The following is an 18,098-nucleotide window of genomic DNA, read 5'->3' as shown; positions in this document are numbered from 1 at the left end:
GGATGCTCCCAATTTATTTCCAAATGGGGTAGAGTTTCTTATCCTGATATATATATGGATATGGCTTTTTAAAGTGGCATGACCAGTCAGAAAACTCAATCAAAACCTGTGAAAATCGCTGTAGTTGGCGATGTTCACGACCTATGGGAAGTAGAAGATGGTATCGCACTCAAGCATCTGGGTGTTGACTTAGTGCTGTTTGTGGGAGATTTTGGTAATGAGTCAGTGGATGTGGTTAGAGCGATCGCTTCCTTGGATATTCCCAAAGCAGCAGTGATGGGCAACCACGACGCATGGTACACTGCCACTGAATGGGGACGGAAAAAATGTCCTTATGACCGCACTAAGGAAGACCGGGTACAGAAACAATTAGATTTATTAGGATCTGCCCAAGTCGGTTATGGTAAATTGGATTTTCCAGATTGGAATTTAACAGTAGTGGGTAGTCGTCCTTTTACCTGGGGTGGATCAGAGTGGAGATTTGCTGATATCTGTAAACAACGGTATGGTGTCAGCAGTATGGAAGAGTCAGCAGATAAAATCGTGCAAGCGGTGAAAAGTGCAGCTTGTGAGAATATTATTTTTTTGGGTCATAATGGACCGACGGGGTTAGGCGATCGCCCTGAAGACCCCTGTGGTAAAGATTGGCATCCTATTGGTGGTGACTTTGGTGATCCTGACTTAGCAGCAGCGATTTCTCAAAGTATCAATATGAACAAAATGGTTTCTCTAGTGGCTTTTGGTCATATGCACCGAAATCTGCGCCACACTAAGAAGGTGTTAAGAAAAGCTATATTTAGAAGTCCAGAGGGAACTATTTATTTAAATGCGGCGAATGTACCCAGAATTATCTCAGAAAATGGGGGAAAACGGCGGAATTTTTCCCTGGTTGAGTTAGAGGGGGGTGTGGTAACAAAAGCTTCCCTGGTTTGGGTAGATGATGACTTCCAGGTGGTATCGGCAGAAATTTTTTATAATTCTTCTACTTTAGTAGTGCCAACGGCGTAATTATAGGCTATACTGTTATCTGTCGGTTTTTGTGTTTAACAAGTTGACAGATAATTTGGAGAGGTGGCAGAGTGGTCGATTGCGCCTGACTTGAAATCAGGTGAAGTGAAAGCTTCCGGGAGTTCGAATCTCCCCCTCTCCGTTGAAGGATTTTTATCTCACGCAGAGACGCTGAGGCGCAGAGAAGAGCGCAAAATGTCCTACCAAATGGTAAAGATATTGTAGATGTAAAGGCTGGTAAACCAGTACCAACAAATCAGGAATGTTAATTTTAGAGTAAAGCGAGAAATGTTTGATAGTATTTTTGAGGCGTGAAAAATGATTGCTCTCAACACCCAAACTATATTAATAACCGGTGCAAGTAGCGGAATAGGTGCTGCTTGTGCTAAAGTCTTTGGGCGTGAAAATGCAAAATTGATTTTAGCAGCGCGACGCTTAGAAAAGTTGGAAGAAAAAGCACGGGAACTTAATAAATTATATGGTGTAGAAACTCATTTACTTCAGTTGGATGTATGCGATCGCTCGGCCGTTGAATCTGCTATTGCTAATTTACCACCCGAATGGTCAGAAATTGACATTTTAATCAACAACGCTGGTTTAAGTCGCGGTTTAGATAAATTATATGAAGGCGACTGCCAAGACTGGGAGGAAATGATAGATACTAATATCAAAGGTTTACTCTACCTTACCCGTTACATAGTCCCCGGAATGGTACAACGGAATAAAGGTCATGTAATTAATATCGGTTCTATTGCGGGACATCAAACTTATCCCGGTGGTAACGTTTATTGTGGCACAAAAGCAGCAGTTAAAGCTATTTCCGAAGGATTAAAATTAGATTTGTTGGGTACTCCTGTACGGGTGACTTCCGTTGATCCAGGAATGGTAGAAACAGAATTTAGTCAAGTGCGGTTTCACGGAGATACGGAACGAGCAAAAAAAGTATATCAAGGAATGCAACCTTTGACTGCTGATGATATCGCTGATGTAGTATTTTTCTGTGCTACCCGACCGGCTCACGTTAATATTAATGAAGTGATATTAATGCCAGTTGATCAAGCTAGTGCAACTTTAGTAAATCGGATTTAGGTATAATGGAATAGGTAGAATTTTCTTACCCATTACCAATTACCCATTACCAATTGTGCTAAGTTCACCATTACCAACTATCAACGCTCTCAAACAACCTACCAGTGATGCTTGGATAGAACAAGCGATCGCTAATTTAGATATTATTTTACTCGATCATTCTCACTGTGAACGCAAAGCCGCAGGTGTAGCGTTAAATTTTATGTTTCGTTATCCTTCAAATACTAAACTGGTGAGAGAATTAACCGCGATCGCCAAAGAAGAACTAGAACATTTTGAACTCGTCAACCAATGGTTAGAACGTCGAAATATTCCCCTTGCACCCCTTTCACCACCTCCCTATGGTGCAGGTTTAAAAACACAAGTCAGAAAAAAAGAACCAGAACAATTTTTAGATAGTTTATTAGTTACTGGTTTAATAGAAGCACGCAGTCATGAACGTTTAGGACTTTTAGCAGCAAACTGTCCAGAACCAGAATTAGCTAAATTTTATCGTGGTTTAATGGCATCAGAAGCGCGACATTTTGGCACATATTGGGTTTTAGCAGATACCTATTTTGACAGACAAATGGTGATGCAAAGACTTGATGAATTAGCAGTTGTGGAAAGTGAAATATTAGCAACCTTGCACCCAGAACCGCGAATTCATAGTTAAAACATGATCCAATTAAAACATCATCAAATTTTAGCTCTTCTCATCTCCTAATTTTAGCTAGATTCTACCATAAGACATACCTTTATCTACCAATAGATAGTTTTATAACCTATCAAATTTGGTAACATTAAAACAGTGAGCTTGCCAAGATACAACACAAAAAAATACAAATTCAGTGCGGTTTTGTAATGTGGGCTAATTTTCGCGTGAAAGACGTACAAAATTAAACGAAAAATTTAACTAACATTTAAATATTTTTTTTAGGAATAACCCTTGGTTTTTAAGAAAGAGAGGAAAGCTATTTTCAGGTAAATAAACCACATTTTGATTTAGGTTTCGCGTCAACAATGTAGGGGCGTTCGCGAAGCGTGCTGGAAGCATCAGCATTCGGATGATAGTTTTAGGTAAAAACCGATAATTAGGGTTTGCTGAATAAACCTAAAACCTTGATATATCAAAGGTTAGAGGCTGATAAACACAGAAATTAGTGCAAGGGTTTTGAAGGGTATACCGGAATGTGCATTTTTTGGGATTTCAAGAGATGGCAAAGAAATTTTCAAATCTTCTCCTGACTCCTGACTCCTGACTCCTGACTCCTATGCCCTCACGGAAAGACTTTCTCAGCAACCCCTAATTAATTGTCCGAATGCTTCGCCCTTACTGTGGCCTAAAGACTTGAATGGTAATTCCTAATAATAGATCGCCGACTTCTTTGAGAAGTCGAGGATCTGAGTATTATTTTCACGCGGGTACTACAAATTTTTCACTTCCAGCTAACCCAAACGCTGTATGAATAACTTGCAAAGCCTTCACACCCTCATCTTGTGCCACAACACAACTAATTTTAATTTCTGAAGTGGCAATCATTTGGATATTGATTTTATTTTCCGCTAAAGCTGTAAACATTTTCCCGGCAATACCTGGTTGTCCAACCATTCCCGAACCAACAATACTCACTTTAGCGATCGCCCCATCCAAAACTACCTCACCCCATCCTAACTGATCTGCAACTTGGGTTAATTTCTTTTGGGCGTTTTCTGCATCCATCCTGGCAACGGTAAAAGCAATATCCCGACGCGCAACCCCATCAACCACCCGACAGCGTTGTGATTGAATAATCATATCCACGCTAATATTATATTCTGCCAATAAACCAAACAATTTCGCCGCCATTCCTGGTTGATCGGGAACTTGACGAATAGCTAACCGCGCTTGATTCATGTCTAAAGCAACACCACGCACTGCGGGAGATTCGGGAGTTGGGGAAGATAGAACAGCAGGAGAAGCAGTAATTTCAAAAGCGTTGCAAAGTGCAGCAATAGCGCGATCGCAATCTCCCGCATCTACCAAACAACTCACCTTAACTTCACTGGTAGAAATCATTTGAATATTTACACCCGCTTCCGCCAAGGTTACAAACATTTTAGCAGCTACACCAGGACGGCCAATCATTCCCGCTCCAGAAATACTCACTTTTGCTGTATTATTTTCTACCAAAACTTCTGCTTCATCTGAATTGGGTTGATTTCTCAAAGCTGGTGCAATGGCTGAAGCTACAGCTTCCGCTCGTTTCAAAATAGGTGTATTTACGGTAAAAGCAATATCGTTACTATTACCTTCATGAATTGATTGAATAATTAAATCTACATCTACTTGTTGACGGGAAATTTCATTAAATAACCTTGCTGCTACCCCTGGTTTATCGGGAACACGCAATAAAGATACCTTAGCCTGATCAATATCAAATTCTACCGCATCCACAGGACGAGCTAATTCTAAATTGACTAACGCCCGTTCTTGCACTTTTGGCGATGTTACCCATGTACCAGGCTGATCCGTCCAACTGGACCTTACCACCAAAGGAACACCATAATTTTTGGCAATTTCCACCGCACGGGGATGTAATACCTTTGCACCCAAACTAGCTAACTCCAGCATTTCATCACAGGTGATTTCTGTCATTAACTGCGCTTCCGGTACAAGGCGCGGATCTGTAGTTAAAATCCCTGGAACATCTGTATAAATTTCACAAAAATTTGCTCCCAAAGCTGCCGCCAAAGCCACTGCGGAAGTATCAGAACCACCACGCCCCAAGGTGGTAATTTCCATTGCTGTAGTGTTAGAAATTCCTTGGAAACCAGCTACAACAACGACTTTACCTAAATTAATCTGCCCCATCAAACGCTCTGTTTCAATATGCAAAATGCGAGCGCGAGTATGTTCAGCTTCAGTAACAATACCTACCTGAGCGCCAGTCATAGAAATAGCAGGTTGTCCAATTTCCTGCAAAGCCATACTTAGTAAAGCAATGGTGACTTGCTCCCCTGTGGAAAGCAGCATATCCATTTCCCGACGGTTAGGACTTTTAGAGATTTCATTAGCTAGTTTAACTAATCCATCGGTGGTTTTACCCATTGCGGAAACGACGACGACAACGGAATTTCCTGCTTGTACAGTTTTATAAACCCGTTGTGCAACCGCTTGGATACGTTCCACCGAACCAACAGATGTACCACCGTATTTTTGAACTATGAGCGCCATAACTGTAGATGTTTGAATATTCAAATTGTGCTGTGATCAATGCCTCCGTCGGGAAGCTTTGAAAATTTACCATTAATTTAGATTACTAAAATATCAGCGATTTGGATTTTCCACTCAGTAATTTAAGTAGGTAGGCGTTAAAATTTATCGTTATGGCAAGGCAAGAGGCAAGAGGCAAGAGGTAAGAGACTTTCAGAGATTTTACTTTTTGTAACATACCTCGGTTTTTTCAAGCCGACTTATTTAACTCTGCAATTTTACGAATTGAGGAAAAATAAGTTTAACAGCATTTTAACCTATTATATGATTGTTCTTAACCTATTTACATACTATATATAGTTATTTTAAGTAGGGGTAGGCATTATTTAGGACAAATAAACGCTGATCCGCGCAAACATGGCACAAATATCAACTAATTTCCTAGCAGGGGTTCTGATAATGACCCTGCTGGGTTTATTTATGGTGAAACACGCAACTTTTACAACCGTGAATATACATTTAATTGCATAAAATCATAAAAATTATGATTCGGCTTTACACAACTTGGTGAACAAAATTACTATCACTACTCCTTTAGGAAGAAATTTAAACATAGTTTAATCTATTCTTTGACGGTTATTAATTTCTAGTTAATCAGCAAGTATGAACTTTATTTAAGGCTGTAATTCCATCAGGTAAAACATCCTTCAAAATGAGGCATTATGAACATTTCAACCACCATTTTTAGCCGTGCATTCACTACTTCTGTAGTAACAGCGGCCGTAGCATTTAGTCCTATTTTCACAGCAGTTGCTCAAGCTCAGACTTTGAACGGTGCAGGAGCAACTTTTCCCGCACCTCTCTATGAACGTTATGCACGGGAAGTAAGAAAGAAACATCCTGAATTAAAAATTAATTACCAAGCAATTGGTAGTGGTGGTGGTATTCGTCAAACTATAGCTGGTACTGTAGATTTTGGTGCTAGTGATGCAGCCATGACAGATGCAGATATGGCCAAGGTCAAAAATGGTGTAATTTTAGTACCTACTGCTGGTGGTGCGGTTTCGGTAGTTTACAATTTACCAGGTGTTAGCCAACTTAGATTGTCTCGTAAAACCCTACCAGCAATTTTTTCTGGACAAATTACTAACTGGAATGATCCACAAATTAAAGCTGATAACCCAGGTGTAAATTTACCAAACCAACCGATTAAATTTGCAGTTCGTGCTGATGGTAGCGGTACAACTTTCATTTTTACCAATCACTTGAGTTCTATTAATCCCTACTTTAAAGGTAGAATTGGCGCTAATACTGCACCAAGATGGAATTTACCCAACGCTTTGAAAGGAAAGGGTAATCCTGGTGTAGCTGCTTTAGTTGCTCGTACTCCTGGAGCTATTGGTTATGTTGAATATGACTACGCTACCAGAAACAAATTAAAATCAGCACAATTACAAAATAAAAAAGGAGAATTTGTTGCACCTTCCTTAGCAACTGCAAATGCAGCTTTATCAGGTGTAACTTTTCCAGCTAACTATCGTGTATTTGTAGGTGATCCTAATCAGGGTTATCCTATTGTGGGTTTAACTTGGATGATGATTTATAAAAATTATCCCACTCCAGCTAAAGCAGATGCGATTAAAAAATGGATTAACTGGGTACTTAAAGATGGTCAACAATTTAATGATGACATGAATTACACAAAAATTCCTAGTGGTGTTGTCAATCGTGTTTTACAAACAGTGAATAGCACTGTTAAATAATCAAAACTAGGCAAGGGGCGAAGCATTCGGAAAATAGCCTGTGAAAAAATTGAAAATTTATCGCCCGAATGCTTCACCCGTACAGGAGTCAGGAGTCAGAATAATCATAAATGGAAAACTCTCATTGATTCTGAATCCTGTAATCTGTATCCTAAATCCTTTCTCAATTCACTATTTAACTTTGGATAACTAAATATTTCACTTTAATTGTTTTGATTAATTATGCCCAATTCCTTTGAGAAGAATGATTACCATCAATCATCAGACTTAAAAGTAAATGATGAAAATATCAACTTAACTGTTACTGGTGGATTAAATTTTAGATTTGATCAAGGATTTACATTTCTAGTTTATCTATTTGCTGCCATCACTGTAGCAATTTTATTTGTCATGACTTGGGTAATTTTTCAAGAAGCTAAACCAGCGGTTTTTCAATTTGGTTTAGGGTTTATCTGGAGTCAAGAATGGGATACAGGCAATCAAGTTTTTGGGGCATTACCTTATATTTATGGTACTTTGGTAAGTAGTGCGATCGCTATTTTATTGACTGTGCCTATAGGAATATCAGTCGCCCTAGTAACGAGTGAAGACTTTTTACCATTAGTAGTCAGAAATATTATTGCTTTTGTAGTAGAATTAATTGCTGCAATTCCCAGTGTAATTATCGGTTTATGGGGAATTTTTGTATTTATTCCCATTATCGAACCCTTTGAACAATGGTTAGGTAAAACTTTTAATTTTATCCCCTTGTTTAATACTGAATATCCCACAGGTAATAATATGTTAACGGCGGGAATTATTCTTTCGATTATGATTTTACCAACAATGGCGGCTATTTCTCGTGATGTTTTGATGGTTGTTCCTAAAGAATTACGCAGTGCATCTATGGCTTTAGGTAGCACTCGTTGGGAAACCATTTTTCGGGTGTTATTACCAGCAGGTTTTTCAGGAATGGTAAGTGCAGCAATGTTAGCTTTAGGCCGCGCACTTGGTGAAACAATGGCAGTCACAATGGTAATTGGTAACTCGGCTCAAATTAGTCTATCTTTACTTGATCCAGCTTATACAATTCCCGCTGTTCTAGCTAATGAATTTGCCGAAGCTGAACCTGGTTTACATATTGGTTCATTGAGTTATTTAGGTTTGATTTTGTTTGTTTTAACCTTAGCAGTTAATATCGGTGCTGTGCTATTAGTGCAATGGGTACGCAAGAAAAATTCTTAGTAAGCATTAAGTCATCAGTTATCAGCTTTCAAATATAGACAAACAGATTGCTCATAAATTCAGAAACATCTCAAAAAATCCCAAATCTAAAATTCAAAATCCAAAATCCCATGAGTAGCTATATAAATCCAGAAAATATTGAATCTTTACCTAAAGAATTACTCAGCCCGCTACCAACTCAGAGGCGTTTGTTTAGCTATGCCATGAATGGTTTATCATTCATATTGAGTTTGTTGGCATTGTTTCCACTAGCATCAATTTTGTGGGAAATTATATCAAGGGGAATTTCTGGGTTAAAATCAGAAATGTTTTACCTTCCACTGATTGAAAATGGTTTTGCTAATGCCATTATTGGTACTATTATTATGGTTAGTTTTGGGGCATTATTAAGCATTCCCATAGGGATAATGACCGGCATATTTTTAGCAGAATTTGGTAAAACTAATAAAATTACTAATTTTGTGCGGTTTCTAACTTCTATCCTCACAGGTGTACCTTCAATTGTTGTAGGAATGTTTGCCTATGGAGTCGTTGTTTTAATTACTAAAAAATTTAGCGCCTTTGCTGGTGGTTTTGCTTTATCTGTGATTATGTTACCAATAATTGCCTTAACAACAGAGGAAGCATTAAAACTAATTCCCACTCAACAACGTTTAGCTTCTGCTGCATTAGGAGGAACAAGATTTCAAACTACATTTAGGGTTGTTGTCAAATCAGCAATTCCCGGAATTACTACAGGTATTGCATTAGCGATCGCCCGTGCATCAGGTGAAACAGCACCATTACTTTTCACAGCTTTATTTAGTCAAAACTGGTCCGATAGTTTAATGAGTCCGACTGCTTCTTTACCTGTATTAATTTTCAATCTTTACAATAATCCTGACCCAGAAATTAACAAATTAGTTTGGACGACTTCTATCATTTTATTGAGTTTAGTTTTGTTCTTTAGTCTCATCTCTCGTTTATTAAGTAGTAAAAGCAGATTCAAGTAATTATTAATTGTTTCACCAATACTTTTCACCGTTTTTTATCACTAAAATAATCATGAGTAACCTAATTCCAGCAATCAAAATTAAAAACCTAAGTTTTTATTATGGTAATTACAAAGCTATCGAAGGCATATCATTAGATATTTATAAGAACCAAGTTACTGCACTCATTGGTCCTAGTGGTTGCGGAAAATCTACCTTCATTAAAACCTTAAACCGGATTAGTGAATTAGAAGGTAAAGTCAAAGTTGAAGGAAGCATAGAATTTTATGAACAAAATATCTATGACCCCCGCATTAATATTAATCGTTTGCGGCGAGAAATTGGCATGGTATTTCAAAAGCCAAATCCTTTTCCCATGAGTATTTATGAAAATGTTGCTTATGGTGTGAGAATTGCTGGTAAATGTCCCAAATTTAAATTAGATCAAATAGTGGAATCGGCGCTCAAAGGTGCAGCACTTTGGGATGAAGTGAAAGATAAACTTAACACATCTGCATTAGGTCTTTCTGGTGGACAGCAACAACGTTTATGTATTGCGCGTGCTTTAGCAGTGAAACCAAAAGTTTTATTAATGGATGAACCTTGTTCAGCCTTAGATCCTATTGCTACATTGAAAGTTGAAGAATTGATTCATAGCTTGCGATCTGAGTTAACAATAGTGATTGTGACTCATAATATGCAGCAAGCAACCCGCGTTTCTGATTTTACTGCTTTCTTTAGCACCGATGAAAGTAGGATCGGGCAAATGGTAGAATTTGGTGCTACAAGTCAAATCTTTCGTAATCCATTAGATGAGCGTACCCGTGATTATGTTGCAGGACGCTTTGGTTAATGGGATTTTAGATTTTAGATTTTAGATTTTAGATTTTGGATTTGGGATTGTGAAATATTACAGGAGATATAGGTCAGATTTTTATCTGAGTTTTTTGATGATCTATTCTCATCAAACAGAAAACCGCTATCAGGACTGTTGATTTTCGGTTGTTAATTTTGAATTTTGATTTCCCCATTAATTAACGTGACGCACCAAGCTTTAAAATAAAGCAATGTGAGTCAAGGAGTTTTGAGCCTGTCTACCAAAACCAGAATCCTTACTCCAAAATCCAAAATCGAAAATCCAAAATTGTCATGACTCATTCTACTGATATTCTTACCTTAGCCCGTTGGATGTCCGCTGATTTTAGTAATCAAGCTCAAGTGTTTGAAAATCCGGCTTTTTACGCCCATATTCGTGTCTGTATGCGTCCTCTCCCTTATGGGTTGTTATCGGGGGTGAGTTTTTTTGTAGAACAGGCTTATGATTATATGCTCAATGACCCTTATCGGTTGCGGGTATTGAAGTTAGTGACAGAGGGTGAGAAAATCCTGATTGAAAACTACACGGTAAAAGAGGAAAAAGACTTTTTCGGTGCATCCCGTGATTTAGGAAGGTTGTATCAGTTAAGTGGCGATCGCCTGGAAAAACTCTCCGGTTGTAACATGATTGTAGAGTGGACTGGGAATTGTTTTAGAGGCCACGTTGAACCAGGTAAAGGTTGTATCGTCGTCCGCAAAGGACAAAGAACCTACTTGGATAGTAAATTTGAAATTGATGGAGATAAGTTCATCAGTTGGGACAAAGGACGAGATCCAGACACCGATGAGCATCTTTGGGGTTCTGTCGCAGGTCCATTTCACTTTGTGCGCTGGGGTAATTTTGCAGATGAGGTGAAGTTATCTTGAACAGGTGACAGGTGACAGGTGACAGGTGACAGTTAAGAAGTTAAAAGGGAATAGGGAATAGGGGAGGTAGGGGAAGTTAATAACCCAATCACCAATCACCAATCACCAATCACCAAAAAAATTTTTCCCCAGGGGATGCAATTTGGGAATAAAGGTGATAATATAAGTAGTTGTGAGTGCGGCGACATAGCCAAGTGGTAAGGCAGAGGTCTGCAAAACCTTTATCCCCCAGTTCGAATCTGGGTGTCGCCTTTGAGAGAAAACAGCCAAAACCAAGCAATTCAAGGCTTTTAATAATCATTACAGGGACGGGTTTAATGCTCGTCCTTTGTTGTTTGGGATAAATTTGGGGTAATTTTGGGGTAAGTCTGCCTTTAGCCATAAGACAACTGTCTTTAGTGCTATTTTCTGCTGTACAAATATGTTGGCAATGTTGTATATTTGACGTTGCATAGTCTGAATAGCAACATATATATGTAATATGGCAGAAAAAGTATTAGTTGAGTTTGCTTTAGAAGATGGAACAGCTTTTTTAGTAGAAGTTGAAGAATCAGAAGATACATCTACTGCTATTGAGAAAGTGGCACTACCTTCTGGTAAGGAAATTGCAAAGGCACAAAAAACATTTTCGGAAGCGATAGATAATATTAAGCCTGTGGTGGCTAGTCTGAATAATAAATTTAAAGATTTAGGTCCGAAAGAAATGGAAGTGAAGTTTGGTGTCAAACTCAGTGCTGATGCTGGCGCTATATTAACTTCCGTAGGTGGGGAAGTTACCTTTGAAGTAACTGTTAAGTGGAGTAAAGACTAAGATTTACAGCTTCCATGTCAACAGTAACCTTTAAAAGTGCGATCGCTCGCATTTATAATAAAAACGGTAAAGTTATCGGTGCTGGTTTTTTGGTGAGTCAGTACCATTTGCTTACCTGCGCTCATGTGGTGACAGCCGCTTTGGGTATTATCACTAACATACAAGAATCACCAGATGGCATTATAGAACTTGATTTTCCCCTGATTGCACCTGGACAAAAATTAAAAGCTAAGGTTGTATTTTGGCAACCTGTGAACCCAGGACAAAGTAAGGAAGATATTGCTGGGTTACAGATAGAGGAAACTTTACCAATGGGGGTAAGTCCTGTAAAACTTGTCACTACATCAGATTATTGGCAGCATAAATTCCGCATTTTTGGCTTTCCCCAAGGACATGATACTGGTGTTTGGGCTGATGGTGAACTGCGTGATGTCCAAGCTACTCGCTGGATACATATAGAAGCAATTAAAGTTACTGGATATCAAATTGAACGGGGTTTTAGTGGTTCTCCTATTTGGGATGAAACATTACAGGGAGTTGTGGGAATGGCCGTGGCCGCAGAGAAAAAGCGAGAGGGTGTGAAAGCGGCATTTATGATACCTACAACTGTGTTAGTTGAAGCTTGGAGTTTTTTAAATCAAGCTGTTCAACAACAATCAATAAATTCTTCTCCCTCTTTGAGTCGAGTCCAAGAAATTAAAGCTAGGGAATTGAACAAAAGATTAGTAATTTTAGAAGGCGATTATGAAGCCGTTTATAACCAATTGAATTATACAGAAAATGCCGAAAGTCGTAATAACTTGCAGCGACAATTAAACAGGATTGAAAAGGATATGAATGATGTCTTTGAACAGTTAAAAATGATCGGGTGATCACCATTTTAAAATGATAAAATGAAAACGATTTACAAATTTTCATCCTATAGCCGTCAGGAGTTAGAAGCAATGTTTGGATTAACAGAATGGCAACAAACTCGATTTTATCAAGAAGTTAAGGAAGAAGTTAGGGAAGAGATCAAGGAAGAGGTGAAGTTAGAAACGATTCCTAAACTGTTACGTGAGGGGTTAACTGTAGAACAAATTGCTCGTATATTGGAGTTAGATATAGAAGTGGTGAGACAAGCAATCAAAAAGGAAAGTAAATAATTTCCTATGACAAATTCTCATCTATTTATAGGGGTTTAGCAATGATAAATCCCTACCCATCTAATCAAATAATTAAACAATTTTGATAATAAATTATGGTATGGAGATTTTTTGTAATATGGCAAAACCTGATAATATTAAACTTAAGCAATTAGAAAAGAGATACAAAGAGCTAAAAAAGGATTATGAAGCACTTTGTGAAGAACGTAATGCAACGGGAAATGCTCAAGATAAAAATAACTTGCAGCGACAAATAGACATCCTTTACAAAGAAATTAAGGATACTGATCAGCAAATAGAAGAATTAAAATCTGATATAGAAAATTTTGATTCAACATCTGCACATAGTACGGATGAGCCAAACCCAAATATTATACTAGAATCATATATATTAATTAAAATAGTACCATTACAAACAAAATCAAGATCAAAAAATCCAAGATTTAAAATTAGTGGTTGGGTTATTCCTAATATTCAAAATTATATAATAGATAGCTCATACTATCATACAATTGATATTTGTGATTCTCATGATCAAAGTTTTAAAATTCAGGATATCCCCAAAATTTTAAATTCTCTCTTGACCGAAAAAATAAATGTTTCTCTAGAAAAACATATAAATATAGTATTTTTTCTACCTAAAGAATATCTTACTTATCCTGTTGAACAATGGGAAATAAATGATTTTGGTGAAACAAGTCCTATTGGTGAGAAGTACAGAGTAATTGTTCGAGATGTAGAACGATTAGACAAACAATATCTGAGAGTCAAAAAACAACAGTGGATTGACAAATGGGAGAAATTACAGAATATAAACTGTAATAATTTTCAAAAAATACATGAATATGATGCTAACAGTTTTTCTGCTTTTGTAAATCAAGCAATTGGTATTATTTTAAATATATTTGATGACCATATCAAAAATGATACTGATAAAATTTCTAAAATTTTTGGTTCATTACAGAGTAATGTAATTCCTTTAGCTATATGTCATAGAGATAAAATTTCTTTAACAGATTATCAAAATAGAGAAAATCATGATCTAAACTGCTGTATTTATGAATTACTAGAAAATGTGAGAATAAACCGCTTAGAATCACGAATTAATAATAGTAATAATCATCTATTAGGAAATGATGTTATTCTCATTTGTGAAAATCCTTATATTTTAACACCTGAATCTAACCCAATCATTATCAACAATTAGGTAATAACTATGACTAACGACTGGCAAATATTTAAAGGCAATAATGAAGTTAATGAAAAGTGGATAAAGGAGGGTTCTAAACTTCCAGCACCACCAAGTTGGCGAGATTTTAATAATAGTGAAAGTGACCCCAAAAAAAGACGCGCTGAGACATTTCAAGCCCGTCCAGAAGAGGTAGAATTAGTCAATGCGGCTTTATATTTACGACGACCTTTATTAGTAACAGGTAAACCAGGAACAGGTAAAACTTCTTTAGCCTATGCTGTCGCTTATGAATTAGGATTAGGAGAAGTGTTACATTGGCCAATTACCACACGCACCACATTAAAAGATGGACTTTATAGTTATGATGCCATAGGCAGATTACAAGATGCAAAAGAAAAGGATAATGTAGATAAACTTGGTAAATATTTGAATCTAGGATTATTAGATGAGGCAATACAACATTTACAAGATGTAAAAGATAAAAAATCTAAAGATAATCTAGCAGACATTGGTAAATATATTAATTTGGGTTCACTAGGAACAGCTTTACTACCATCTGATAAACCCAGAGTTTTATTAATTGATGAAATTGATAAAAGTGATATTGATTTACCTAATGATTTATTGCATATTTTTGAAGAGGGAGAGTTTGAAATACCGGAACTAAGACGCATAGCTGATAAAATAGATCAGGTAGAAGTACAGACAGCAGATAAAGATGGAAAAGCTACTATTAAACAAGGTAGGGTTCGCTGTACATCTTTTCCTTTTGTGATTTTAACCAGTAATGGTGAACGAGATTTTCCTCCTCCTTTTTTAAGACGTTGTATTAGATTAAATATTCAAGAACCTAATGAAAAAGAATTAGAACGGATAGTTAAAGCACATCTAAATTTAGATGCTAATTTATCACAAGAAGCAAATCAATTAATTCAGCAATTCTTAGACAAACGGAAAGGTGGGGAATTAGCAACGGACCAACTTCTCAATGCTATCTATTTAGTCACTAATGAACAATCCCCCACAGGTACAAATAAAGAAAAGTTGATTAAAAAAAAGTTGATTGAAAAAATATTAAAATATTTAGATAGTTCACAAGATAGCTAAGAGGACTCATGATTAAGAAGTAAATAATTGTAGGTTGGGTTAAACGAAGTGAAACCCAACATTAGCGGGAGATAGCAAAGTATGGTGTTGGGTTTCGTTCCTCAACCCAACCTACGGTAAACATAGTTTTATATAGGGGGAACGGTAGAACCTAACAAGATAGCTAAGAGGACTCATGATTAACAGATTGATTCGACTTTTAGAACAGTTAGAACTGGACATGAGTGCAGAGGATATTGCTGATGCTCTCTGGTTAGCAAATCAGATAAAATTACCATCAGTAGTTGCACCTGTTGATGAAGTTACGCAATCAAATCAGAGTTCTCAGACTACCGCTAAGATACCACTTAATCTAAGAGAACCTTCAACATCTACAAAATCTGAAAATTTAGGTTCTTCTACAGAAGAAAAAACAAAAGCACCCACAGCTAAAGCTTATACTAAAGATGATATAGATTCTAATTCATCCTCTAATTCTATTGAAAAACCAACCCCTGAAAAACCAACACCTTCATCATCAGGAGTACCTTTTAAAGCTCCTGCGGTTGCTGCTTTACCTAATGCTTTAGAAATTGGTAGGTCACTCCGTCCATTGATGCGAAAAGTTCCATCTCGGATAAAATTTGTTTTAGATGAAGAAAATACTGTTCAACAAATAGCAGAAAATGATGTTTGGATACCAGTTTTAAAACCTGCGCGAGAACGTTGGTTAGATTTGGTGCTAGTTGTCGAAGAAAACCGCGCTACGGTTGTTTGGGAAGAAACTATCAACGAGTTCCGTAAATTAATGGAACGACATGGAGCTTTTAGAAATGTTTATACTTGGAGTTTACGCACAAATGATGGTAAACCGCAATTTTTTCACCAGCAGGGAAAAACTACAAAAAAACAACGTTCCCGCAGTCCCAAAGAATTATTAGAACCTAATGGTAGACGGTTAATATTATTAATTAGTGACTGTGTTTCCTCTTTATGGTGGCAAGGAGAAATACACCAATTATTAGAATTATGGTCTAAACAAGTTCCGGTAACTGTTCTGCAATTATTACCCGAACAATTATGGGAACGCACGGTTTTAGATTTGGGTATTTCCGTTTCATTAAGTGCGATTGAACCAGGTTTACTCAATTCTCAATTGACTGTTCATGATTTCCCTATGTGGTTAGAAGAAAACCCCAATCAAGCATTAAAGTTACCTATTGTGATTTTAGAACCTGAATCTTTAAAATATTGGGCAAAAGTGATGGCTGGTACAGGTACTATGGACACTGTGGGTATTGTATTTATGCCGAACTGGAAAGAATTAATACCTACAGATAAATTATCCAGTTCACAAACAATAGAAGAACCAGAATTATTAGTTAATAAATTAGTTAATACATTTTATCATAGTGCTTCCCCTCTAGCGAGAAAATTGGCGATTTATATGGCATCTGCTCCGGTAAGTATGCCTGTAATTCATTTAATTCAGGAAAAAATGTTGCCCCAACCAAGGAAGCCAATTATTTTGGCGGAAATTTTTATGAGTGGGTTGTTAGAATTAAGGTTAGTGAGCGAAGAAAATCAACCAGAAATATGGCGATATGAATTTGTAAAAGGAGTGAGAGAAGTTTTACTTCGTTCTATTAGAAAGACAGAAGTTGATGCTGTATTTGAGACTGTTTCTCAATATATAGCTCAGAAAGCTGGCATCCAAATCAAGAATTTTCAAGCTTTGTTATTTGCTAACTCTGACTGGGATGAAAACACCACAGCAGAAATTCTTCCCTTTGCGGAGATTACTAAGGAAGTATTGCAAAATTTAGGGGGAGATTATGCGCGTTTAGCACAACAGTTAGAACCGGTAGGGGTAATTCATGAATTACCCCTACCAGAAATCAAAACCTTTGAATTTGAATGTGCCACTGTTACTATTAAAGATGATGTACTACAACCTTTTACTTTTACATTTGCCAAAATTGAATTAATCAAAAAATCACAGTCGTTTGGGCTAACACAGAAAACAGAATTAAGTGTTAACAAGTACCAAAAACAAGCACAGCAATTTACAGAAGACTTAGGAAACGGCATTAAATTAGAAATGGTAGCCATTCCTGGGGGAACTTTCATCATGGGTTCACCAGAAACAGAAGACAAAAGTACAAATGATGAAAGACCGCAACACGAAGTCACCATCAAGCCCTTTTCAATGGGCAAATATCCCATTACCCAGGCACAATGGCAAGCGGTAGCACAGTTACCTCAAGTCAACCAAGAACTAAAACCAGACCCATCGAGATTTAAAGGAGCAAACCGCCCTGTAGAACAGGTTTCTTGGCATGATGTGGTGGAGTTTTGCGCTAGATTATCAAACTACACCAAAAGACCCTACAGACTGCCCAGCGAAGCGGAATGGGAATATGCTTGTCGTGCAGGAACAACCACACCCTTTCATTTTGGCGAGACAATAACAACGGATTTAGCAAATTATGACGGTAACTACACCTATGGTAATGGAGTAAAAGGAGTTTATAGAGGAGAAACCACAGAAGTAGGCAGTTTTCAAGTAGCAAATGAATTTGGGTTATATGATATGCACGGCAATGTGTGGGAGTGGTGTGAAGATGATTGGCATAATAATTATGAAAATGCACCTGCAGATGGTAGCGCATGGATAAGCGGCGAGTCTAATAATAATAAAAAGGTGCTGCGCGGTGGTTCTTGGCACTACAATCCTGAGTATTGCCGTTCGGCGCGTCGCGGCTCTTATGTTGCGGGCTTCGACCTCGACCACTTCGGCGGTTTTCGTGTTGTGTGTGGTGCTGCGTGGACTTTGTAGCCCTTTATACTCTTGCCCTTTTGCCCTTTACCCTTCTTTCCTCTACCCTTAG

At 37.5% G+C, this 18,098-nt stretch carries 15 protein-coding genes and 2 tRNA genes; 16 read left to right on the top strand and 1 reads right to left on the bottom strand.

Translation table 11 applies throughout. The features are described 5' to 3' along the window. Positions 1 to 78 precede the first annotated feature (78 nt). The 4 genes from H6F45_RS01045 to miaE all read left to right on the top strand — a co-directional run bounded on the left by H6F45_RS01045 (position 79) and on the right by miaE (position 2,752). Positions 79 to 1,008: a TIGR04168 family protein gene (locus H6F45_RS01045; RefSeq protein WP_190346212.1), complete on the top strand. Its 930-nt coding sequence runs from the start codon at positions 79 to 81 to the stop codon at positions 1,006 to 1,008. Between the two features lie 57 nt (positions 1,009 to 1,065). Further along, positions 1,066 to 1,150 (top strand) — tRNA-Ser (locus H6F45_RS01040). Between the two features lie 176 nt (positions 1,151 to 1,326). Next, on the top strand, positions 1,327 to 2,097 hold the full coding sequence (locus H6F45_RS01035) for an SDR family oxidoreductase (RefSeq protein ID WP_190346211.1): 771 nt from the start codon (positions 1,327 to 1,329) through the stop codon (positions 2,095 to 2,097). 55 nt (positions 2,098 to 2,152) lie between these two features. Further along, a complete protein-coding gene (miaE, locus tag H6F45_RS01030; RefSeq protein ID WP_190346210.1) occupies positions 2,153 to 2,752 on the top strand; it encodes a tRNA isopentenyl-2-thiomethyl-A-37 hydroxylase MiaE in 600 nt (199 codons plus the stop codon). A 741-nt stretch (positions 2,753 to 3,493) separates the two neighbouring features. Here the strand turns inward: miaE and H6F45_RS01025 are convergent. Next, positions 3,494 to 5,293 (bottom strand): aspartate kinase, encoded by a 1,800-nt coding sequence (locus H6F45_RS01025; protein WP_190346209.1) that lies wholly within the window; start codon positions 5,291 to 5,293, stop codon positions 3,494 to 3,496. A 701-nt stretch (positions 5,294 to 5,994) separates the two neighbouring features. On the opposite strand from H6F45_RS01025, the gene pstS reads away from it, so the two are divergent. From pstS to H6F45_RS00965, 12 genes are all read left to right on the top strand, one after another. Beyond that, complete coding sequence (gene pstS, locus H6F45_RS01020) at positions 5,995 to 7,035, top strand: phosphate ABC transporter substrate-binding protein PstS (protein WP_190346208.1); 1,041 nt, start codon at positions 5,995 to 5,997, stop codon at positions 7,033 to 7,035. 222 nt (positions 7,036 to 7,257) lie between these two features. Continuing rightward, complete coding sequence (gene pstC / locus H6F45_RS01015) at positions 7,258 to 8,259, top strand: phosphate ABC transporter permease subunit PstC (protein WP_137667818.1); 1,002 nt, start codon at positions 7,258 to 7,260, stop codon at positions 8,257 to 8,259. A gap of 110 nt (positions 8,260 to 8,369) precedes the next feature. After that, complete coding sequence (gene pstA, locus H6F45_RS01010; RefSeq protein ID WP_137667817.1) at positions 8,370 to 9,251, top strand: phosphate ABC transporter permease PstA; 882 nt, start codon at positions 8,370 to 8,372, stop codon at positions 9,249 to 9,251. 49 nt (positions 9,252 to 9,300) lie between these two features. Continuing rightward, complete coding sequence (pstB, locus tag H6F45_RS01005; protein ID WP_190346255.1) at positions 9,301 to 10,083, top strand: phosphate ABC transporter ATP-binding protein PstB; 783 nt, start codon at positions 9,301 to 9,303, stop codon at positions 10,081 to 10,083. A 296-nt stretch (positions 10,084 to 10,379) separates the two neighbouring features. Then, positions 10,380 to 10,973, top strand: a complete 594-nt coding sequence (locus H6F45_RS01000) for a chromophore lyase CpcT/CpeT (protein ID WP_190346207.1) — start codon at positions 10,380 to 10,382, stop codon at positions 10,971 to 10,973. 180 nt (positions 10,974 to 11,153) lie between these two features. Then, positions 11,154 to 11,225, top strand: a tRNA-Cys gene (locus H6F45_RS00995). A 229-nt stretch (positions 11,226 to 11,454) separates the two neighbouring features. Further along, positions 11,455 to 11,784 (top strand): CU044_2847 family protein, encoded by a 330-nt coding sequence (locus H6F45_RS00990; protein ID WP_190346206.1) that lies wholly within the window; start codon positions 11,455 to 11,457, stop codon positions 11,782 to 11,784. Between the two features lie 14 nt (positions 11,785 to 11,798). Then, a complete protein-coding gene (locus H6F45_RS00985; RefSeq protein ID WP_190346205.1) occupies positions 11,799 to 12,656 on the top strand; it encodes a trypsin-like peptidase domain-containing protein in 858 nt (285 codons plus the stop codon). 21 nt (positions 12,657 to 12,677) lie between these two features. Next, positions 12,678 to 12,929, top strand: a complete 252-nt coding sequence (locus H6F45_RS00980) for a hypothetical protein (RefSeq protein ID WP_137667812.1) — start codon at positions 12,678 to 12,680, stop codon at positions 12,927 to 12,929. A gap of 118 nt (positions 12,930 to 13,047) precedes the next feature. Continuing rightward, entirely contained in the window at positions 13,048 to 14,136 is a 1,089-nt protein-coding gene (locus H6F45_RS00975; RefSeq protein WP_190346204.1) for a hypothetical protein, read from the top strand. 9 nt (positions 14,137 to 14,145) lie between these two features. Beyond that, positions 14,146 to 15,228 (top strand): MoxR family ATPase, encoded by a 1,083-nt coding sequence (locus H6F45_RS00970; RefSeq protein ID WP_190346203.1) that lies wholly within the window; start codon positions 14,146 to 14,148, stop codon positions 15,226 to 15,228. Between the two features lie 175 nt (positions 15,229 to 15,403). Next, positions 15,404 to 18,046 carry a formylglycine-generating enzyme family protein gene (locus H6F45_RS00965; protein ID WP_190346202.1) on the top strand — a complete coding sequence of 881 codons (2,643 nt, stop codon included), beginning with the start codon at positions 15,404 to 15,406 and terminating at the stop codon, positions 18,044 to 18,046. Positions 18,047 to 18,098: the final 52 nt, after the last annotated feature.

It is taken from the genome of Sphaerospermopsis sp. FACHB-1194 (assembly GCF_014696235.1).
GTDB lineage: Bacteria > Cyanobacteriota > Cyanobacteriia > Cyanobacteriales > Nostocaceae > Sphaerospermopsis > Sphaerospermopsis kisseleviana.
The sequence above is the reverse complement of the archived record's forward strand: the minus strand, read 5'-3'. Positions and strand labels throughout refer to the sequence as shown.